Raw genomic sequence first — 18,219 nt, 5'->3', positions numbered from 1 at the left:
CGTAATGGCATCGCTTAAGGAACTCAAAGGGCGGATCGTCTCGGTCAAATCGACCCAGAAGATCACCAAGGCCAAGAAGATGGTTGCCGCCGCCAAGCTGCGCAAGGCGCAGGCCGCGGCCGAAGCTGCGCGGCCCTATGCCGAGCGGCTCGAAGGCGTCGTCGCCAGCCTCGCCTCCAAGGTCGGCGCGTCGGATTCGGCGCCCAAGCTGCTGTCGGGTACCGGCAAGAGCGACACCCACCTGCTGGTCGTGCTCAACAGCGACCGCGGCCTTGCCGGCGCGTTCAACTCGAACATCGTCAAGGCGGCACGCGACAAGGCTCTGGCGCTGCAGGCCGAAGGCAAGACGGTTCGCTTCTTCCTCGTCGGCCGCAAGGGCCGGCCGGTGATCGCCCGCCTCTTCCCCGGCCAGATCATCGAGAATTACGAAACGACCGGCATCCGCGATATCGGCTTCGATCAGGCGAACGAGATTTCAGCGAAGGTGATGGAGCTTTACGAAGCCGGCGCCTTCGACGTCGCGCACCTCTTCTATTCGAAGTTCCGCTCGGCACTGCTTCAGATCGCAACCGGCCAGCAGATGATCCCGGTTCCGCCGCCCGCTGACGTTCCGGCGTCGAGCGGCGCTGCGGTCGAATATGAACCGGGCGAGGAAGAAATCCTTGCTGACCTCTTGCCGCGCAACGTCACCATCCAGATCTTCAAGGGCCTCCTTGAAAACGCCGCGTCCGAACAGGGCGCGTCGATGACTGCGATGGACAATGCGACGCGCAATGCGGGCGAGCTGATCAACAAGCTGACCATCGTTTACAACCGCACGCGTCAGGCGGCGATCACCACCGAACTTATCGAGATTATCGCGGGCGCCGAAGCGCTCTAACCGATCAACCCAAGGAAGAAGACCATGGCTACCGCTCCCGCTGAAAAGAAGGCTCCCGCCAAGAAGGCCGCCGCGCCCAAGGCTGCTGCGCCGAAGAAGGCCGCAGCGCCGAAGGCTGCTGCGACCGGCACCGCGACCGGCCGCGTTGCACAGGTCATCGGCGCCGTCGTCGACGTCCAGTTCACCGGCCCGCTGCCCGCCATTCTGAACGCGCTCGAAACCGACAACAATGGCAACCGCCTCGTCCTCGAAGTTGCGCAGCACCTTGGCGAGAACACCGTCCGCACGATCGCGATGGATGCGACCGACGGCCTGACCCGCGGCCAGCCCGTCACCGACACCGGTGCGCAGATTTCGGTTCCCGTCGGCCCGCAGACGCTCGGCCGCATCCTCAACGTCATCGGTGACCCGATCGACGAGCGCGGCCCGGTGAACAGCGACATGACCGCACCGATCCATGCCAAGGCTCCCGAATTCGTCGACCAGTCAACCGAAGCGGCGATCCTGGTCACCGGCATCAAGGTCATCGACCTGATCGCGCCCTACGCTAAGGGCGGCAAGATCGGCCTGTTCGGCGGCGCCGGCGTCGGCAAAACCGTTCTCATTCAGGAACTGATCAACAACATCGCCAAGGGCCACGGCGGCGTGTCGGTGTTCGCGGGCGTCGGTGAACGCACCCGCGAAGGCAACGACCTCTATCACGAATTCCTCGACGCCGGCGTTATCGCCAAGGACGCCGACGGCAACCCGACCCCCGAGGGGTCGAAGGTGGCGCTGGTGTTCGGCCAGATGAACGAACCCCCGGGTGCGCGTGCTCGCGTCGCGCTCTCGGGCCTGACCATGGCCGAATATTTCCGCGACCAGGAAGGCCAGGACGTTCTGTTCTTCGTCGACAACATCTTCCGCTTCACGCAGGCGGGTTCGGAAGTGTCGGCGCTGCTCGGCCGTATTCCTTCCGCCGTGGGTTACCAGCCGACCCTGTCGACCGACATGGGCGCGCTTCAGGAACGCATCACCTCGACCACCAAGGGCTCGATCACGTCGGTGCAGGCCATTTACGTCCCCGCGGACGACTTGACCGACCCGGCTCCCGCCACCTCCTTCGCTCACTTGGACGCGACCACGACGCTGAGCCGCGCGATTTCGGAACTCGGCATCTATCCCGCGGTCGACCCGCTCGATTCGACCAGCCGCGTGCTGACCGCCGCGACGGTCGGCCAGGAGCATTACGAAACCGCCCGCCGCGTTCAGGAAACGCTGCAGAAGTACAAGTCGCTGCAGGACATCATCGCGATCCTGGGCATGGACGAGCTTTCGGAAGAAGATAAGCTGGTCGTCGCCCGCGCGCGCAAGATCCAGCGCTTCCTGTCGCAGCCGTTCCACGTCGCCGAAGTCTTCACCGGCATCCCCGGCAAGTTCGTGCCGATCGAGGAAACGGTGAAGTCGTTCAAGGCCGTCGTCGACGGCGAATATGACCATCTGCCCGAAGCAGCCTTCTATATGGTCGGCGGCATCGACGAAGCGGTCGCCAAGGCCGCGAAGCTCGCCGAAGACGCGGCCTGAGGATAACGGCCCCTCCCTTTCGGGGGAGGGGTTGTAGGAATAGAGATATGGCTCTGAAGTTCGAACTCGTTACCCCCGCCCGCCTCGAGCGGTCGAGCGACGTCTATATGGTCACCGTGCCGGGCAGCGAAGGCGATTTCTCGGTGCTCGAAGGCCATGCGCCCTTCATGGCGACGCTGCGCAACGGCCCGCTGACCATCTATGCGACGAACGGCGCCCAGCCCGAAACGATCGAGGTCGAAGGCGGCTTTGCCGAAGTGAACGAAGCCGGCCTCACCGTCCTCGCCGAACATATCGCCGGCTGACGCCGCGCGTCGCTTGCCGGATCGAAAAGGGGCCTTGCGGTCCCTTTTTTTGTCGGCGGTGCCGGGGCGGGTCGCCTAATCGCGCTGCGCCGCGAGGCGATCGAGCGCCGCAGGGTCGCGGATGGTAATGCGGTTGTAATCGATGGCGATCAGCCCCGCCTCCTCGAACCCGCGCAACAGCTTGTTCACGCTCTGGCGCGTGACGCCGAGCATCGCGCCCAATTGCTCCTGAGGCAATCGCAAACCCAAGTCGGTCCCCTGTTCGCCCGCGATGCCGTGGATGCGCGCGAGGTCAGCGAGCGTCCACGCCATGCGCTGGTCGAGCGATCCGAGCTGCTGGTCGTTGAGCAGCCGCAGGCTGTCACCCTGCCGCGCGCACATGAGCAGCGCGATGTCACGCCACAGGATCGGATCGGTGTCGAGGATCGCGCGCAGCCCGGCCACCGGCAGATGCACCAGCGTCGTATCCTTATGCGCGCGGTAGGCGAAACGGATCGGCGGATTGTCGAGCAGACGAACGAGCGCGAGCACTTCGAACGGTCCCGACAGGCTGAGCACGAACTTGCGTCCGGCGGCGCTGCCCCGGCTGACCTCGACCCCGCCTGCCGCGATCACGAAAATGTCGCGTTGTTCGGGATCGCGCGCGAAGATTTCGGCGCCGCGCGGATAGTCGGCGGTGCGCGCGATGCGGGCGAGGTCGGCAAGCCGCGCCTCCGGCCAGGCAGCGAAGAGCGGACAGCGGCGCAGCACGGCCAGCCGGTCGCCGTGCGTCGGCGCTGTGTCTTCCCCCACGCTTTCCCGCGACCGCGACGCCATCACCCGTCCTCCCGGCGCCCATAGTAGGATGCGGCGGCAATTTTCCCAACGAGATTGTCGGCCCGATGACAGACTGCGCCCGCCTGCCCCGCTACGGCGCCAATGCAAAGGTGGAAAGAGGAGTGAGGTCCTATGAAATATCTGTTGGCGCTGCTGGCGATGCTCGCGGGCACGCTGTCGGGCCCGGCCGTGCAGGCGGCCCCCGCGAGCGAGGAGGAGGCCTATGAGATCGGCCTCGACGCCTATACCTATGGCTATCCGATGGTGCTGATGGACACGACCCGGCTCGTATCGACCAATGCCGGTGCGCCCGGACGGCTGCGCGCGCCGATGAACGATTTCTCGCATATGCGAACCTATCCCGACGCGACCTTCAAGGATGTCGTGCGCCCCAACGCCGACACGCTTTATTCCTCGCTATGGTATGACGTCGGCAAGGACCCGCTCGTCCTGACGCTGCCGAAGACCGCCGGCCGCTATCATGTGGTGCCGATCATGGACATGTGGACCGAGGTGTTCGCGACACTGGGCACGCGCACCACGGGCAACGACGGTGGTACCGTCGCGCTGGTCGGTCCGCATTGGCAGGGCAGGCTGCCCCAGGGGATGCGGATGGTGCGCAGCCCGACCGACATGGGGTGGATCATCGGGCGCATCCAGACCAACGGCCCCGCCGATTACGACCATGTCCACAGCCTGCAGGCAGGCTATGATGCTGCGCCGCTGTCGCAATGGGGCAAACCGCGCGCCGTCACAATGCCGAAGGTCGACAGCAGCGTCGACATGAAGACCCCGCCGGTGATCCAGGTCGCACAGATGACGCCCGGCGCCTTTTTCGCGCGCTTCGCTGAGGTGATGAAGCGCAATCCGCCGCACGCGACCGATTACGCGATCCTGCTGCGCATGGAGCGCGTGGGTCTGGTTCCGGGACAGGATTTCGACCTCGCAAAGGCCGATCCGGCGGTCCAGCGCGGCCTGACGCGCGCCGCGGCCGACGCCTATCAGCGGATGCTCGATCGCCGTAAACGGCTGGCGCTGACGCGCAACAATTGGGTTGCGCTGGGCAATGCGCTGGGCGTCTATGGCAATGACTATCTGCAACGCGCCTTCGTTGCCTATGCCGGGCTGGGTGCGCTGCCGCCCGAGGAAGCCATCTACCCGATGGCGCCGCTCGACAGCGAGGGCAAGCCGCTGACCGGTGCCGCACGCTATGTGCTGCATTTCGACAAGGACCAGCTTCCGCCCGCCGACGCCTTCTGGTCGCTGACCATGTATGGCGAAGATCAGTTCTTCGTCGACAATCCGATCGGCCGCTATGCGATCGGCGATCGCGACAAGCTGGCGTTCAATGCCGACGGATCGCTCGACCTCTATATCCAGAAGGACGACCCCGGCGCCGACAAACAGGCCAACTGGCTGCCCGCCCCCGCCGGGTCCTTTTCGATGAACCTGCGCCTCTACCTGCCCGAGCGCGCGGCGCGCGAAGGCCGCTGGACGCCGCCCGCAATCAAGCGGCTGCCCTGAAGCGGATTGAGGTAAGGCGAAGCGGGCCTGCCGCGCCGACGGCTATTTGTCGACGACGAGGCAGGCCTGTCCGCTCTTCTGGAGCGTAGCGCAAAAGCCCTGGGCATCGGCGCGGGTGGCAAAGCCAGTGGCGTGAAGCCGCGTGACCGACCCCGCCTTGACATAGGCGGGGGTCTGGGCCGCGACGGCGGGATATTTGCGCGCCAGCGTCGCCCACAATTTCTTCGCATTGCCATCGACCGCAAAGGCGCCGAGCTGTGCGCGCCACGGGCCGGAGGTTGCGACGCGCACCGGCGCGGGCTTGGCCGCGGCATCGGGCGTCGCCGCCGGTTCGACGCGGATACGCTTGGGCGCCGGAGCCGCGGCCGGGGTTGCCGGCAGCGGGCCCGCCAGCGGCGGCGCAGCATAGCTGGTCCCTGGCTTGGCGGCGGCCGTCGCGGCGACGCCATCGGCTCTCGCTTCGCTCGCGGCGGTGGCGGCGTCGCGCGACTTGGCGGGCTTCGCGGCGGAGGGCTGCGGTTCGATCAGCGGCGGCGGCGTATAGCTCGCGCCCGGTTGGGAGGCCGGCAGGCTGGCCGTGCGGATCGTCGGCGCGGGCGCTGCGTCGGGCGCCGGGGCGCCCGCACTGACCGCCGCGAGACGCGCACGCGCTTCGTCCTTTTCCATCTGCGGCAGCATGGCGAGCCCGCGCTGACGCTGGTCGAGCGGCACGAGCTGGTCGAGCTGGACCAGCCGCGCCGAGGCGACAGTCAGCCCGGCATCGCTGGCGCGTTTCGTCAGCGCATAGCTGCGCGGCCAGTCCTTGGCGATGAGGTCGCCGTTGAACAGCGCGGTGCCGAGTACATATTGCGCGCGCGGCTCGCCGCGTTCGGCCGAGCGGATGATATAGGGCATCGCCTCCTTCTGCCGCCCGGCGGTGAAGATGACGAGGCCAAGATTATCCTCAGCCTGGAGATGGCCCTGTTTTGCGGCGCGGCGATACCAGCTTTCGGCCTGCACCAGATCGACCGCCACACCGCGCCCGAGCTTGTACGCCTGGCCCAGATTGAACTGCGCATCGGCATCGCCGGCGAGCGCCAGCGGCCGCCATTCGGCCACCGCCTTCGCAAAATCGCCGGCCTGCCACGCGTCGACGCCATCCTTGACGTCCGCGTGAGCGGGCAGCGCGAAAGCGAGGGCCGAAGCGATCGGGAGCGCGAGGCGCAGCGCGGTGCGAAATGAACGCATCTTATTCTCCAATGACTTGCGCCGCACCGGGCGGGCGGCCGTCGCGGCAGCCGGTCCTAACCCCAAATGGCTAACAGCCCCTTAGCATAGAGGCCGGGCGCAGCGAAGTTGCCCCGCTTCGGCACATGTCGTTACTGACGCCTTGTTAACCAGATTTCTGCGCAATTCGTTCACCTTCTTTTTATCATCGTTAACCCAATTTTAGCTCCCTGCATGGCATTCCCCCGCCAATTCGTTGATTTTTTCAGGGGGACAGCAGTGCGCGTTCTGGCATTGGCTTCACAAAAGGGCGGGTCGGGCAAGACGACCCTGTCGGGGCATCTGGCGGTGCAGGCCCAGCTTGCAGGCGCCGGTCCGGTCGTCCTGATCGACATCGATCCGCAGGGTTCGCTTGCCGACTGGTGGAATGAACGCGAGACCGATCTGCCGGCCTTTGCGCAGACGACCGTCGCGCGGCTGGCGTCCGACCTCGAGATATTGCGCCAGCAGGGCTTCAAGCTCGCGGTCATCGACACACCGCCCGCGATCACCATGGCGATCCAGAGCGTGATTTCGGTCGCCGAGCTGATCGTCGTCCCGACGCGTCCGAGCCCGCACGACCTGCGCGCCGTCGGCGCCACCGTCGACCTGTGCGAACGAGCGGGCAAGCCGCTGGTGTTCGTCGTCAACGCGGCAACCCCGAAAGCCAAGATCACAAGCGAAGCGGCGGTTGCGCTGTCGCAGCACGGCACCGTCGCGCCGGTAACGCTGCACCATCGCACCGATTATGCGGCTTCGATGATCGATGGCCGCACGGTGATGGAGGTCGATCCGAACAGCCGTTCGGCCGACGAGATCCGCCAGCTTTGGACCTATATAAACGACCGGCTGGAAAAGAATTTCCGCCGCACCGTCTTCTCCGCCCCGATGCCGGCACAGCCCGGCTACGGCACCGTCCGCCCGATGGGCGGCGGTTTCGGCCGCCGCATGGCCGGCCAGTGAACGGGGGAGTAGAAAAAATGGGCGAACCCAAACCCCTCGCATCGCTGAGCGCCGGACTGCTGGCCCGCAAGGGCGCTGCACGGCCTGCCATGCGCCGCCAGCCACTCGGCAGCGGCCCCGCCGCGACCTTCGGCCAGCAGGGCTATGACGATCTGGGCTGGAACGACATGGGCTATGATGTCGATCCGCAGCAGTCGACGGAACCGGCACGTATGGTCGATCTGAAGCCGCTGCTCGCCGGATCGGTGCTCGATCACAATGCCGCTGCCGAACATGCGGTCGACGCCAGCACCGGCCACGAGCTGATCGCCGAAGAAACGGCCGACCTGACGCCCGCCGACATGGCGCCGCTCGATCCGACGCCGGTCGATCTGACTGGCGCGCCGGCGGCCGACTTTGCTCCCGAAGCAGTCGAAGTTCCCGAAATCGTTCGCCAGCAGGAATCGCTGATCGAGCGCGTCGCGGCCGTCGCCCGCAAGGTCGAGGCGCGGCCCGAGCCCAAGGCGAAGAAGGACAAGGCGCCGCGAACGCAGCGCGCTCGCGAAAAAGCGGCGTTCACGCTCCGCCTCGATGCCGAACGCCATTTGCGCCTGCGCCTTGCGAGTGCGGTGACCAACCGGTCGGCGCAGACGATCCTGACCGAACTGCTCGACGATTATCTGTCGGCCTTGCCCGAAATCGACGCGATGGCGAGCCGCCTGCCCGCCGCGCGCCCGCTGCGCAAGTCGGCCTGATCCGGACCAGATAAAGGGGGACCTGACATGAACCGCAACATGCTGATGAAGCTGGCCGTTTCGGGCTTTGTCCTGGGCGTTACCACGACCGGGTGCGCCGCACCGGGCAAGGTCGCCGCGGGGCCGAACGACGCCGCGGGCAAGCCCGAGGTTGCCGCCGCGTCGGCCGAGAAGGCGCGCGCCGCCCTTGAGGATGGCAAGGTCAGCAAGGCGGTCGGTCTTGCCGAAGCCGCGGTCGCGGCGAGCCCACGCGACGGCCATTACCGCGCGCTGCTCGGTCAGGCCTATCTGAACGACGGACGCTTCGCCTCGGCGACCGACGCCCTGTCGGAAGCGATGGAGCTGGGCGTCAAGGACAGCAACACGGTGCTCGCAATGACGCTGGCGCATATCGCGCAGGGCAAGACATCGCAGGCGGTGTCGCTGCTCAAGGAAAATTTCGATACCGTTCCGGCCCCCGACCTCGGCCTCGCGCTCGCGCTGGCCGGAGACACCGAATCGGCAATCTATATCCTGACCGAAGCCGCGCGCGCCGAAGGTGCGACCGCGCGCACGCGGCAGAATTTGGCGCTGGCGCTTGCCCTGTCGGGCCGCTGGGCGCAGGCGCGCATCGTCGCGTCGCAGGATCTGTCGCTCGCGAAGGTGGAAACGCGCATGGCCGAATGGTCGAAACTGGCCGAACAACCCAATTCGCAGCTTCGCGTCGCGAGCCTGATCGGCACGACGCCGCAACAGGATGCCGGTATGCCGGTGCGCCTTGCGCTCAGCAACTTCGCCGGTACGCAGATGGCCGCCGCCGATACCGCGCCGGCCGCCGACGCCCCGGTTCTGGCGAGCGCCGATCCCGCGCCGGTCGGTCAGTTTGCGCCGCCGCCGCCGCTGCTCGCCAGTGCCGACAGCGCGATCCGCACGGTCGAACTGCCGATGCCGCAGCGCGACGCCAATGGCGTCGTGCCGGTCACCGATCTGCCGCAGCCCAAGGCCGCGCCCGTCATCATGGCCGACGCCAAGCCCTATCGCGCCGCGCCGCGCGTCGCGGGCGATTTTGTTCGCAAGCCGTCGCCCGAAGCGAAGGAACTGGCCGCGAAGGTCATGCCGCGCGTCGCCGCCTTCGATGCCGCCAGGCCGCAGGGCTGGGCCGTCCAGCTCGGCGCCTATGACAGCCTGGGCATCGCCAAGGAAAAGTGGGGCGTGTTGAAAAAGCGCAACGGCGTGCTGGCCGCTTATCCGGCTTCGAGCCATTCAGCGGTCGTCGATGGCCGCACCTTCTTCCGCTTGACCGTCAACGGTCTCGGCTCGCGCGCCGACGCCGTGAAGCTGTGCCGCAGCCTCAAGGCCCAGGGCCAGAGCTGCTTCGTCCGCGAAATGGGCGGCAGCGAGGCGATCCAGTGGGCATCGGCGGGCAAGCCGGTGCGCATGGCCGCGCGCTGAACAAAGTTATCCCCTTCCACCAGAGGAAGGGGTTGAGGGGGGAAAGGGGCGTAGCCGGGGGGCCGCGCCCCTTTCGCGTCTGCAGGCGCTCTCCCTGGCGCGCCAGCGCCTATTCGCCGAGCGCCGACAGGCGGTAAGAAGGTCCGATCGGAACTTGTTTTGTTCTCATCGCCGTGCCCCCTTGGCGACGATCCCTGTCGCCGACAGGCAGCGATGCGATCAACAACGGGCGATCGCCGGCTTTGCGCCACGCGCTTTTACGGCTAGGGCGAGCGGATGAACGGACTTTTCCCTGTCATGGTCGGCGGTGCGATCGGCGCGGGTGCGCGGCACCTGGTCGGCCAGATCCTGCTCGCGCGGCTTGGCCCCGGCTTTCCCTGGTGGACCTTGTCGGTCAATATCGCCGGCAGCCTGATGATGGGGCTGCTGATCGGCTGGCTCGCGCGTAGCGGCGGCAGCGATCAGGCCCGACTGTTCCTGGGCGTCGGGGTGCTGGGCGGCTTCACCACCTTCTCGTCGTTCAGCATGGAGTTTTGGACGCTGTTCGAACGGGGCCAGATGGCGCAGGCGGCGGCCTATGTCGGCGCGTCGGTCATCATCGGTATTGCGGCGTGCGGCGTCGGAATGGCCATGATGCGGCAGCTTCCCGCATGAGCGGCGACAGCGCCATTGTCGCCGAGGAGGATGACGGCATCCGCCTCGACCGCTGGTTCAAAAGGCACCGGCCGGGCACGCCCCACGCGCTGATCGCGCGCTGGGCCCGGTCGGGTGAACTGACCATCGACGGGCGCAAGGCCGATGTCTCGGACCGGATCGAGGCGGGGCAGACAATCGCGATGCCGGTACCGCCCACGGCGCCAACCGGCCCCCGGCCGCGCAAGGAAAAGGCGCTGTCGCCCGCCGATATCGCGCTCGCCGAAGCGATGGTCATGCACCGCGACAAGAGCGCGCTGGTGCTCGACAAGCCGCCGGGCCTCGCGACGCAAGGCGGAACCAAGACCGACAGCCATGTCGACGGCCTGCTCGGCGCCCTGCAGGGCGATGCCGCCGTGCGTCCCAAGCTGGTCCACCGGCTCGACAAGGATACGTCGGGCGCGCTGCTCGTCGCGCGCACTCCGCGCGCCGCCGCCTGGTTCGCCAAGGCCTTTTCGAACCGCAGCGCTCGCAAGACCTATTGGGCGATCGTTGTCGGCGTCCCCGACATCGCGCAGGGCGAGATCGACCTGCCGCTCGCCAAGCAACCCGGATCGGGCGGCGAGAAGATGCACGTCGACGAGAAAGGCCTGCCGTCGAAATCGCGCTATCGCGTCATCGAACGCGCGGGGAACAGTGCGGCGTGGGTCGAACTGCAGCCGCTGACCGGCCGCACGCATCAATTGCGCGTCCATATGGCGGCGATCGGCCATCCGATCGTCGGCGACGGCAAATATGGCGGCAAGGGCGCGTTCCTGACCGGAACCATCAGCCGCAAACTGCACCTGCACAGCCGCCGGCTGCGCATCGACCATCCCGACGGCGGCGCGATCGACATCAGCGCGCCGCTGCCGCCGCATTTCGCCGAAAGTCTGGAGGCGCTGGGCTTCGACCCGCTGCTCGGCGACCTGCTGACCGAAGAGGCGCCGCGCGTATCGACCAAGACGGTGCAGAAGGCGAAGGCCAAGGCGCATGCGAAGCAGGTGCGCAAGGCACGACGCGGCGAACGGCGCGGCCGTGCCGAGGCGAAGGTCCAATCGAAACCGGGGACGGCGAAAGCAGCGAAGTCGAGACCGGGGACGGCGAAATCCGGCGCACCGAAGCCGGGCGGCAAACCGTCCGCAAAGCGCGGCCCGGCGAAGCCCGGCGCCGCCAAGACGGGCGCCCGTGGTCCGGCGCCGCGGAAGCCGCGCTGATGCACCCCAATCCGGCGTTCCGGCCCCGGCAGGACGATCTCGCCGCGCTGCTGGTGCGCGAGATCGGCTTTGCCGCCATTTTCGCGGCGACGCCCGACGGTCCGCGCGTCGCCCACGCGCCCGTCGTGCTCAGCGCCGACGCGACGACGCTGCAATTCCACCTCGCGCGCGGTAACGGGCTGACGAAGCATCTTGCCGGCGCGCCGGCGCTCGCGGTGGTGCAGGGCCCCGATGCCTATGTCAGCGCCAACTGGTACACCGACGCCGCAACCGCGGTGCCGACATGGAATTATGTCGCGGTCGAGATGGAAGGCGTGCCGCGCAAGCTCGGCGATGCCGAACTGGTCGCGCAGCTCGACACGCTGTCGATGCTGCACGAGGCACGCGTTGGCGAAAATCCGCCGTGGACGCGCGCCAAGTTGGACGCCAGCTATTTCGCGCGGTTGACCAGCGCAATCACCGGCTTCGAGATGCGGATCAGCGCATGGCGGCCGACGGTGAAACTGTCGCAGAACAAGGTTGCCGCCGAGCGCGAGCGCGTGGCAGCGGGAATCGAGCGGACGGGCCACGGCGCCTTGGCGCATTTGATGCGCCAGCTCGCAGGCGATAAGGCGGGGGCATGAGCAACGAACAGGACCGGCTGGCCAAGAAGCGCTTTTTCGCGCTGTCGGCGATGCGAATCGTCGGCGCGCTTTTCATCATGGCGGGCTTCGTGCTCATACGGGGCGGCTGGGCAATCGCCGGTCAGCCCACCGATCGCTGGATCGGTGTGATCGTTGTCCTGACCGGCGTGTTCGATTTCGCAATCATGCCGCGCATCCTGGCGCGCCGCTGGCGGACACCGCCCGCGCCATGAAACGCTTCTGGAAGAATGCCGCGACCGTCCCCCAGGACGGCGGCCGAGGCATCGCGCTCGACGGGCGCCCGGTGCGCACCCCCGCGCGCGCGCCGCTGGTGGTGCCGAGCGAGAGGCTCGCCGAAGCGATCGCCGCCGAATGGAATGCGCAGGGCAGCGACATCGACCCGGCGGCGATGCCGATGACCGGTATCGCCAACGCCGCGATCGATCTGGCGACGGGCGACCGCGCGGCCTTTGCCGAGACTATCGCCGCCTATGCCCAGACGGATCTACTCTGCTACCGCGACGACCGCGATGCCGCGCTGCAAGGCGAACAGGCTTCGGCGTGGAATCCGCTGCTCGCCTGGGCGGAGGCGCGGCACGGCATCGAATTCGCGCTGGCACAAGGCGTGCTGCCGATCGACCAGCCCGCCGCGACGGTCGCGGCGCTGCGCGAGGCGGTGCACGCGCTCGATCCCTTTCGCCTCGCGCCGCTGTCGCCTCTCGTCACCATCGGCGGGTCGCTCGTCGCCGGGCTCGCGCTCGTCGAGGATGCCTTCGCCGCCGACATGCTGTGGGAGGCGGTCAGCCTCGACGAACTGTATCAGGAACGCCGCTGGGGCGCCGACAGTGAAGCGCAAAAGGCGCGCGACCGCCGCGCCGCCGACTGGGGCAACGCGGCGCGGTTCTTGCGCTTACTCTGACGAATCCGATGCTCTGACGCCTCCGCTCAATCGGCGAAGTCGGGCTTGCGCTTCTGCATATGGGCCATCACCGCCTCCATCTGATTGGGGGTGCGGATGACCTTTATCTGTTCGTCGCTTTCGGCCTGCAGGATTTCGGCATCGCTCGCGTCGGCGAGCATGTTGCACAGCCGCTTGGCGCCGCGGATCGCATGTGGATTCTTGCCCGCGATCACCCCCGCAAGTTCCATCGCCTTGGCGAGCGGTTCTTCGGCGACATGCGTCGCAAAGCCCAGCGCCTTTGCCTCGACGCCGTTGAATTCGCGGTTGGTGTAGATCATCTCGCGCAGCACGTCGTCGGCGACCTGGGTGCGCCACAGCGCCATGCCGGCGACATCGGGGACAAGGCCCCAGCGCATTTCCATGATCGCGATCCGCGTATCGGGATGAACGATGCGGATATCGGCTGCGGCCATGATCTGGCTGCCCGCGCCAAAGGCGACGCCGTGCACCGCCGCGATCACCGGCACCGGCAGTTCGCGCCAGCCCCAGGCGGCATATTGCGCGTTGTTGGCAAGGCCGCGCGTCCGTTCGGCGAGCCCGCCGCCGGCGCTGCTCGCGCCCGGATCGCGCTCGCCGCCGAGGCTGGAGAGATCGAGCCCGGCGCAAAAGGCGCGCCCCTCGCCCGACAGGACGACGACGCGCAGCCCCGCGGTCGCCTTGAGCTGGTCGACCGCCGCTGCAAGCGCCTCCCACATCGCGCCGTCGAGCGCGTTCATCTTGTCGGTGCGGATCAGGCGGACGTCGGCGATGCCGTCGTCGAGCATGGTGATCGAAATACGGTCCTGCATGGAGAATCCTCTCAGGCTTTCAAAAGCGCCGCTTCGACGAGCGGCAGTTGGTCGTTGCCGAAATACATATCATCGCCGTCGACGAACATCGACGGCGAACCATAGCCGCCGCGCGCGATCACCTCGTCGGTATTGGCGCGCAGCCGCGCCTTGACCGAATCGCTCGCCGCCGCGTCGCGGATCGCCGCGCCGTCGAGGCCCGCGCGCGTTGCTGCCGCTTCGAGCACCGCGGGGTCGTCGAGATTGTCCTGCGCGCCGAAATAGGATTCGAACGCCGCCCGGGCGAAGGCGATCAGCGCCGGCTGATCGGGCTCGAGCGCGGTGGCGAAGCGCATCGCCGCGACGCTCTTTGCCGGATGCCAGCGGGAGGGGAAATTCATCTCCACCCCCGCAAGCCGCGCCCAGTCCCCCAGCACCTTCCAGCTATGTTGCAGCTTGCGATTGCCGCTCTGTTCGCGCGCCGCGTAGACCGATTGGTTCACAGCGTTGAACACCCCGCCGACCAGGATCGGCCGAAAGGTCGCGCTGGCGCCGGTGCGCGCGATCAGCGGCTGGACGTTGGTGAACGCCAGATAAGTCCAGGGCGACGATAGGTCGAAAAAGAATTCCAGCTGGCGCGGCATGATCGATCCTTCGGAAATGGAGGGGCGCGTCAGCCCTGCAGGTCGGCCTGTTCGATCGCGCGGTGGAAGCGGCGCGCCGCAGCGGGATCGAGCCGGTCCTCGAACAAGGTCAGATGCCGTTCGACGGTCCAGCGCGCGCTATCGAGGTCGCCGACCGCCGCCGGATCCATCTCGCGCTGATATTCGAGACCGAAGCGCAGGATCACCAGCGCATTGGTGCAAAGATCGCCGAGCCGCGCGCGCGACCAGTCGAGGTGGCCGCGATCGATCATCGCGCCGAGATAGAGCATCAGCTGGCCGTGCACGCGTTCGTACCAGCCGTCGATGTGGTCGAGAATGATCGGGCTCGATTCGCCATAATCGGCGCGGTCGCGATAGAGAAAGCGGAAGGTATGGAGTTCGCGCTGCATGCAGGCGAGCAGTGCGACATATTCTTCGATCAGATCGCCATCATCGGACGGCTGCAGTTGTAGCCGCTCTTCGATCGCCTCGGCGAAATCGGCGCTGATCGCGTCGAGGAGTGCGCGCTTGCTGCGGAAATGATACCAGAGATTGCCCTCGGCGATGCCGACATCGGCGGCGATAGCCGCGGTGGATACGCTGCCGAAGCGCTGTTCGTTGAACAGGCGCAGCGCGGCAGCGAGAATGCGGTCGCGCGTCTTGACGCGGGGTGCGCTCACGCCTTTTTTTCCCAATATTGGTCGCGCAGCAGCCGCTTGTAGAGTTTGCCCGTATCGTGGCGCGGCAGCGCCTCCATGAAATCGATCCGGCGCGGCACCTTCACGCCCGACAGTTTCTGGCGCGCATAGGCGCCGAGCTCGTCGCGGAATTCATCGGTCGCGTCGGCCATGTCGGCGGGCTGAATCACCGCGATCACCTCCTCGCCCATTTCCTCGTGCGGGCCGCCGACGACCGCGACATCGGCAACCCTGGGATGGGTGACGAGATGGTTTTCGATCTCCTGCGGATAGATGTTTACCCCGCCCGAAATGATCATGAAGCTCTTGCGGTCGGTGAGATAAAGGAAGCCGTCGGCATCGAGCTTGCCGACGTCGCCGAGTGTCGACCAGCCCTTCGAATTGCGGCTCGACGCGGTCTTTTCGGGGTCGTCGTGATATTCGAAGACATTGTCGCTTTCGAAAAAGACCGCGCCCTCCTCGCCGACCGGCACTTCGGTTTCATTATCCTCGCCGACGATGTGGACGGTCCCCAGGATCGCGCGGCCGACGGTGCCCTTGTGCGCCAGCCAGTCCTGGCTGGTCGCAAAGGTCATGCCATTGCCCTCCGACCCCGCATAATATTCGAGAAGCACCGGCCCCCACCAGTCGATCATCGCCTGCTTGACCGGAACCGGGCACGGCGCCGCAGCGTGGATCGCGCTCTTCATCGACGACACATCATATTGCGCGCGCACCTCCGCGGGCAATTTGAGCATGCGGACGAAATGGGTGGGCACGAACTGCGCCGCATTGCAGCGATAATGCTGGATCGCCGCCAGCGCGGCTTCGGGGTCGAATTTCTTCATCAGTACGACGGTGCCGCCAAGCCGGTGGATCGTCATCGACCAGCGGAGTGGCGCCGCGTGATAGAGCGGCGCGGGCGAAAGATAGATGCTGTCGGCGTTGATGCCGAACGCCGCCGAAGCGAGCATCACCAGACTGTTCGGCGCGTCGATCTCCTCCTCTTCGGGGAGCGGCACCTTGACCCCCTTGGGCCGGCCGGTCGTCCCCGACGAATAGAGCATGTCGACCCCGGCGCGTTCGTCGGCGATACGCGTCGCGGGCATCGCGGCCAGCGCGTCCTCGATTCGGGGCCATCCGTCAATCGCGCCACCCATCGAATAGCGTTCGATCCGAGTTTCGAGCTGGAGTGCCGCGGATGCGAGGCTGGCCGAGACGACGAGCATCTTCGCGCCCGAATTTTCAAGGATATAGTCGGTCTCGTCCTGCGTCAGCCGCGACGAAATGCAGACATAGCGCAGCCCCGCGCGCTGTGCCCCCCAGGTCAGCCCATAATAATGCGGCGTGTTTTCCAGCATAAAAGCAACGACATCGTCATGCTTCAGCCCGTGGCTGCGAAACAGCTGCGCGGCGCGGTTCGACGCTGCGTCGAGTTCGGCATAGCTGATCGTCTCACCGGTTTCGGCGACGATTACTGCGGGTTTGTCGGGCGAGCTGGCAGCATGAACAGACGGGTGCATCGGGCATCTTCTCCAAGAGACTTTTGGTTTCTTTATGTCCCGCGATCAGTAGCAAGCTGAAACTTTCGGTCAAGCCGCCGTAGGGTGAAGACCCTAGGATATGCCGATGTCAAAATGGGCGCAGTTTCGCTACGGCCGAAGCGCCCGCCGATCCCGGCAAAAGTCCGGGGATAAGCCCGGTATAAGTCTGTGGATCAGTTGTTGAGGCTGCGCCGGATCGCGGCGATTTCGCCGTCGAGTTCGCTGTCGGTCACGCGCAGCGCCTCGACCGTGCGGACCGCGTGGATCACCGTCGAATGGTCGCGCCCGCCAAAGCGGCGGCCGATCTCGGGATAGGAGCGCGGCGTCAGTTCCTTGGCGAGATACATCGCGACCTGGCGCGGGCGCGCAACCGCGCGGACGCGGCGTTTCGACGCCATTTCGGCCTTGTCGAGCCGGTAATGGGCACAGACCGCACGCTGGATTTCCTCGATCGTGATCCGCGGGCGCGCGCTGCGGACATTTTCGGCAAGCCGATCTTCGGCGAGCGCCAGATCGACCTTGGCGCCCGTCAGCGCTGCATAGGCGAGCAGCTTGTTGAGCGCGCCTTCGAGTTCGCGGATGTTGCGCGTGAAATGGCGGACGAGATAGGCGACGACGTCGTCGGGCACGTCGACCATCGGCATGGCGGCAAGGCGCTGGCGGATGATGCGTTCGCGCAGATCGTCCTCGGGCGCCTCGATATCGGCGACAAGCCCGCCCGACAGGCGCGACAGCAGCCGCGCCTCGACCCCGTCGAGCATCGTGGGCGGCCGGTCGGCGGTGACGACGAGCCGCTTGCCCGCGGTCATCAGGTCGTCGATCGTATGGAGCAGCTCTTCCTGCGTCGAATTCTTGCCGATCACGAACTGCAGATCGTCGAGGAGCAGGAGGTCGGCGGCGCGGAGCCGCGCCTTGAACGCCATCATGTCGCCGCCGCGCATCGCGCCGACGAATTCGAGCATGAATTTTTCCGCCGACATCAGGATGATGGTCGCGGTCGGGTGCGCGGCAGCATAGTCCTGCGCGATCGCCTGCAGGAGATGCGTCTTGCCCTGCCCGGTGCCCGAGCAGAGATAAAGCGGGTTGAACTGCGGCGTTTCCACCATCGCCATGCGGCGCGCCGCATTGGCAGCGAGAATGTTCGAGCGCGCAACGACGAAGCGGTCGAAACAGAGCCGCGGATCGAAGCCGAGCAGCGCGGGATTGGCGGCGGGCGCGGCGACTTGCACCGGCACTTCGAAGCTGGGAAGCGGCGCCGAGGCGAGCACGCTCGCCCGCTCGGCAGCGGCAACTCCGCCGCGCACCGACACGCTGCGCACCGCGGGCAGCAGCTGGCGCCACGCCAGTTCGAGGCGCTCGCCGAATCGTTCGTTGATCCAGTTGGCCGAAAAGCGGCTCGCGGTTTCCAGCGTCACGACGCCCGACAGGGTGCAATATTCGGCGAAACGGACGGGCTTCAGCCAATGATCGAAGGTGCGCGCACCCAGATCGCGGCGCAGCCCTTCGGCCACGCGCGGCCAAAGCGTCGCGGCATCGGCGTTCATCGTTTCCATGCCTGCCTTGTCGTCACGCCTGTCCCCGCTTTGCACCACAATCCATGCCCCCAATATGCCCCCACGGCGGCCCGATCGCCCCGCAGCCCACCACATGCCG

General features: G+C 66.7%; 19 protein-coding genes. 12 read left to right on the top strand and 7 right to left on the bottom strand.

Annotated elements, in window-relative coordinates:
- Positions 1 to 4 precede the first annotated feature (4 nt).
- The 3 genes from MU856_RS00095 to MU856_RS00085 are packed head-to-tail and all read left to right on the top strand — an operon-like array spanning position 5 to position 2,748.
- A complete protein-coding gene (locus MU856_RS00095; RefSeq protein WP_062901142.1) occupies positions 5 to 880 on the top strand; it encodes a F0F1 ATP synthase subunit gamma in 876 nt (291 codons plus the stop codon).
- Positions 881 to 904: 24 nt separating this feature from the next.
- Positions 905 to 2,443, top strand: a complete 1,539-nt coding sequence (gene atpD / locus MU856_RS00090) for a F0F1 ATP synthase subunit beta (protein ID WP_082819839.1) — start codon at positions 905 to 907, stop codon at positions 2,441 to 2,443.
- Between the two features lie 47 nt (positions 2,444 to 2,490).
- Positions 2,491 to 2,748: an ATP synthase F1 subunit epsilon gene (locus MU856_RS00085; RefSeq protein WP_003043394.1), complete on the top strand. Its 258-nt coding sequence runs from the start codon at positions 2,491 to 2,493 to the stop codon at positions 2,746 to 2,748.
- 75 nt (positions 2,749 to 2,823) lie between these two features.
- Here MU856_RS00085 and MU856_RS00080 read toward each other — a convergent pair whose 3' ends face one another.
- Positions 2,824 to 3,564, bottom strand: coding sequence for a Crp/Fnr family transcriptional regulator (locus MU856_RS00080; protein ID WP_263588161.1), 741 nt, complete (start codon positions 3,562 to 3,564; stop codon positions 2,824 to 2,826).
- Between the two features lie 132 nt (positions 3,565 to 3,696).
- Here MU856_RS00080 and MU856_RS00075 point away from each other — a divergent pair, with 132 nt between their 5' ends.
- Complete coding sequence (locus MU856_RS00075) at positions 3,697 to 5,088, top strand: DUF1254 domain-containing protein (RefSeq protein ID WP_062901144.1); 1,392 nt, start codon at positions 3,697 to 3,699, stop codon at positions 5,086 to 5,088.
- A gap of 42 nt (positions 5,089 to 5,130) precedes the next feature.
- On the opposite strand, the gene MU856_RS00070 is transcribed toward MU856_RS00075, so the two are convergent.
- On the bottom strand, positions 5,131 to 6,315 hold the full coding sequence (locus MU856_RS00070; protein ID WP_234179237.1) for an SPOR domain-containing protein: 1,185 nt from the start codon (positions 6,313 to 6,315) through the stop codon (positions 5,131 to 5,133).
- A 258-nt stretch (positions 6,316 to 6,573) separates the two neighbouring features.
- On the opposite strand from MU856_RS00070, the gene MU856_RS00065 reads away from it, so the two are divergent.
- The 8 genes from MU856_RS00065 to MU856_RS00030 all read left to right on the top strand — a co-directional run bounded on the left by MU856_RS00065 (position 6,574) and on the right by MU856_RS00030 (position 12,892).
- Positions 6,574 to 7,296, top strand: coding sequence for a ParA family protein (locus MU856_RS00065; RefSeq protein WP_003048766.1), 723 nt, complete (start codon positions 6,574 to 6,576; stop codon positions 7,294 to 7,296).
- A gap of 17 nt (positions 7,297 to 7,313) precedes the next feature.
- Complete coding sequence (locus tag MU856_RS00060) at positions 7,314 to 8,030, top strand: hypothetical protein (RefSeq protein ID WP_062901146.1); 717 nt, start codon at positions 7,314 to 7,316, stop codon at positions 8,028 to 8,030.
- Between the two features lie 27 nt (positions 8,031 to 8,057).
- Positions 8,058 to 9,461, top strand: a complete 1,404-nt coding sequence (locus MU856_RS00055) for an SPOR domain-containing protein (RefSeq protein ID WP_234179239.1) — start codon at positions 8,058 to 8,060, stop codon at positions 9,459 to 9,461.
- 276 nt (positions 9,462 to 9,737) lie between these two features.
- The gene (gene crcB / locus MU856_RS00050) at positions 9,738 to 10,115 is read left to right on the top strand and encodes a fluoride efflux transporter CrcB (protein WP_062901148.1); all 378 of its coding nucleotides are present in this window, start codon (positions 9,738 to 9,740) and stop codon (positions 10,113 to 10,115) included.
- Entirely contained in the window at positions 10,112 to 11,350 is a 1,239-nt protein-coding gene (locus tag MU856_RS00045; protein ID WP_234179240.1) for an RluA family pseudouridine synthase, read from the top strand. The genes crcB and MU856_RS00045 overlap by 4 nt, the downstream gene beginning before the upstream one ends.
- Positions 11,350 to 11,973, top strand: coding sequence for an FMN-binding negative transcriptional regulator (locus MU856_RS00040; RefSeq protein WP_062901150.1), 624 nt, complete (start codon positions 11,350 to 11,352; stop codon positions 11,971 to 11,973). Before MU856_RS00045 ends, MU856_RS00040 begins: the two co-directional genes overlap by 1 nt.
- Complete coding sequence (locus MU856_RS00035) at positions 11,970 to 12,206, top strand: hypothetical protein (protein ID WP_003048754.1); 237 nt, start codon at positions 11,970 to 11,972, stop codon at positions 12,204 to 12,206. The genes MU856_RS00040 and MU856_RS00035 overlap by 4 nt, the downstream gene beginning before the upstream one ends.
- Positions 12,203 to 12,892, top strand: coding sequence for an ATP12 family chaperone protein (locus MU856_RS00030; protein ID WP_062901151.1), 690 nt, complete (start codon positions 12,203 to 12,205; stop codon positions 12,890 to 12,892). The genes MU856_RS00035 and MU856_RS00030 overlap by 4 nt, the downstream gene beginning before the upstream one ends.
- 26 nt (positions 12,893 to 12,918) lie before the next feature.
- On the opposite strand, the gene MU856_RS00025 is transcribed toward MU856_RS00030, so the two are convergent.
- The 5 genes from MU856_RS00025 to dnaA all read right to left on the bottom strand — a co-directional run bounded on the left by MU856_RS00025 (position 12,919) and on the right by dnaA (position 18,110).
- Complete coding sequence (locus tag MU856_RS00025; RefSeq protein WP_186401256.1) at positions 12,919 to 13,722, bottom strand: crotonase/enoyl-CoA hydratase family protein; 804 nt, start codon at positions 13,720 to 13,722, stop codon at positions 12,919 to 12,921.
- Positions 13,723 to 13,733: 11 nt separating this feature from the next.
- Positions 13,734 to 14,345 (bottom strand): 2-hydroxychromene-2-carboxylate isomerase, encoded by a 612-nt coding sequence (locus tag MU856_RS00020; protein WP_062901153.1) that lies wholly within the window; start codon positions 14,343 to 14,345, stop codon positions 13,734 to 13,736.
- A gap of 29 nt (positions 14,346 to 14,374) precedes the next feature.
- Entirely contained in the window at positions 14,375 to 15,025 is a 651-nt protein-coding gene (locus tag MU856_RS00015) for a TetR/AcrR family transcriptional regulator (protein WP_263588160.1), read from the bottom strand.
- Positions 15,022 to 16,545, bottom strand: coding sequence for an acyl-CoA synthetase (locus MU856_RS00010; RefSeq protein ID WP_186401258.1), 1,524 nt, complete (start codon positions 16,543 to 16,545; stop codon positions 15,022 to 15,024). The genes MU856_RS00015 and MU856_RS00010 overlap by 4 nt, the downstream gene beginning before the upstream one ends.
- Positions 16,546 to 16,739: 194 nt before the next feature.
- Entirely contained in the window at positions 16,740 to 18,110 is a 1,371-nt protein-coding gene (dnaA, locus tag MU856_RS00005; RefSeq protein ID WP_412072835.1) for a chromosomal replication initiator protein DnaA, read from the bottom strand.
- Positions 18,111 to 18,219: the final 109 nt, after the last annotated feature.

The sequence above is a fragment of the Sphingopyxis sp. GC21 genome, assembly GCF_025727575.1.
In the GTDB taxonomy this organism is placed as follows: domain Bacteria; phylum Pseudomonadota; class Alphaproteobacteria; order Sphingomonadales; family Sphingomonadaceae; genus Sphingopyxis; species Sphingopyxis terrae_A.
This window is presented reverse-complemented; position numbering and strand designations above follow the sequence as displayed.

Coding starts and splice junctions, on each gene's coding strand:
- MU856_RS00095 (WP_062901142.1), top strand. CDS start 5: ATGGCATCGCTTAAGGAACTCAAAGGGCGGATCGTCTCGGTCAAATCG.
- atpD (WP_082819839.1), top strand. CDS start 905: ATGGCTACCGCTCCCGCTGAAAAGAAGGCTCCCGCCAAGAAGGCCGCC.
- MU856_RS00085 (WP_003043394.1), top strand. CDS start 2,491: ATGGCTCTGAAGTTCGAACTCGTTACCCCCGCCCGCCTCGAGCGGTCG.
- MU856_RS00080 (WP_263588161.1), bottom strand. CDS start 3,564: ATGGCGTCGCGGTCGCGGGAAAGCGTGGGGGAAGACACAGCGCCGACG.
- MU856_RS00075 (WP_062901144.1), top strand. CDS start 3,697: ATGAAATATCTGTTGGCGCTGCTGGCGATGCTCGCGGGCACGCTGTCG.
- MU856_RS00070 (WP_234179237.1), bottom strand. CDS start 6,315: ATGCGTTCATTTCGCACCGCGCTGCGCCTCGCGCTCCCGATCGCTTCG.
- MU856_RS00060 (WP_062901146.1), top strand. CDS start 7,314: ATGGGCGAACCCAAACCCCTCGCATCGCTGAGCGCCGGACTGCTGGCC.
- MU856_RS00055 (WP_234179239.1), top strand. CDS start 8,058: ATGAACCGCAACATGCTGATGAAGCTGGCCGTTTCGGGCTTTGTCCTG.
- crcB (WP_062901148.1), top strand. CDS start 9,738: ATGAACGGACTTTTCCCTGTCATGGTCGGCGGTGCGATCGGCGCGGGT.
- MU856_RS00045 (WP_234179240.1), top strand. CDS start 10,112: ATGAGCGGCGACAGCGCCATTGTCGCCGAGGAGGATGACGGCATCCGC.
- MU856_RS00040 (WP_062901150.1), top strand. CDS start 11,350: ATGCACCCCAATCCGGCGTTCCGGCCCCGGCAGGACGATCTCGCCGCG.
- MU856_RS00035 (WP_003048754.1), top strand. CDS start 11,970: ATGAGCAACGAACAGGACCGGCTGGCCAAGAAGCGCTTTTTCGCGCTG.
- MU856_RS00030 (WP_062901151.1), top strand. CDS start 12,203: ATGAAACGCTTCTGGAAGAATGCCGCGACCGTCCCCCAGGACGGCGGC.
- MU856_RS00025 (WP_186401256.1), bottom strand. CDS start 13,722: ATGCAGGACCGTATTTCGATCACCATGCTCGACGACGGCATCGCCGAC.
- MU856_RS00020 (WP_062901153.1), bottom strand. CDS start 14,345: ATGCCGCGCCAGCTGGAATTCTTTTTCGACCTATCGTCGCCCTGGACT.
- MU856_RS00010 (WP_186401258.1), bottom strand. CDS start 16,545: ATGCACCCGTCTGTTCATGCTGCCAGCTCGCCCGACAAACCCGCAGTA.
- dnaA (WP_412072835.1), bottom strand. CDS start 18,110: ATGAACGCCGATGCCGCGACGCTTTGGCCGCGCGTGGCCGAAGGGCTG.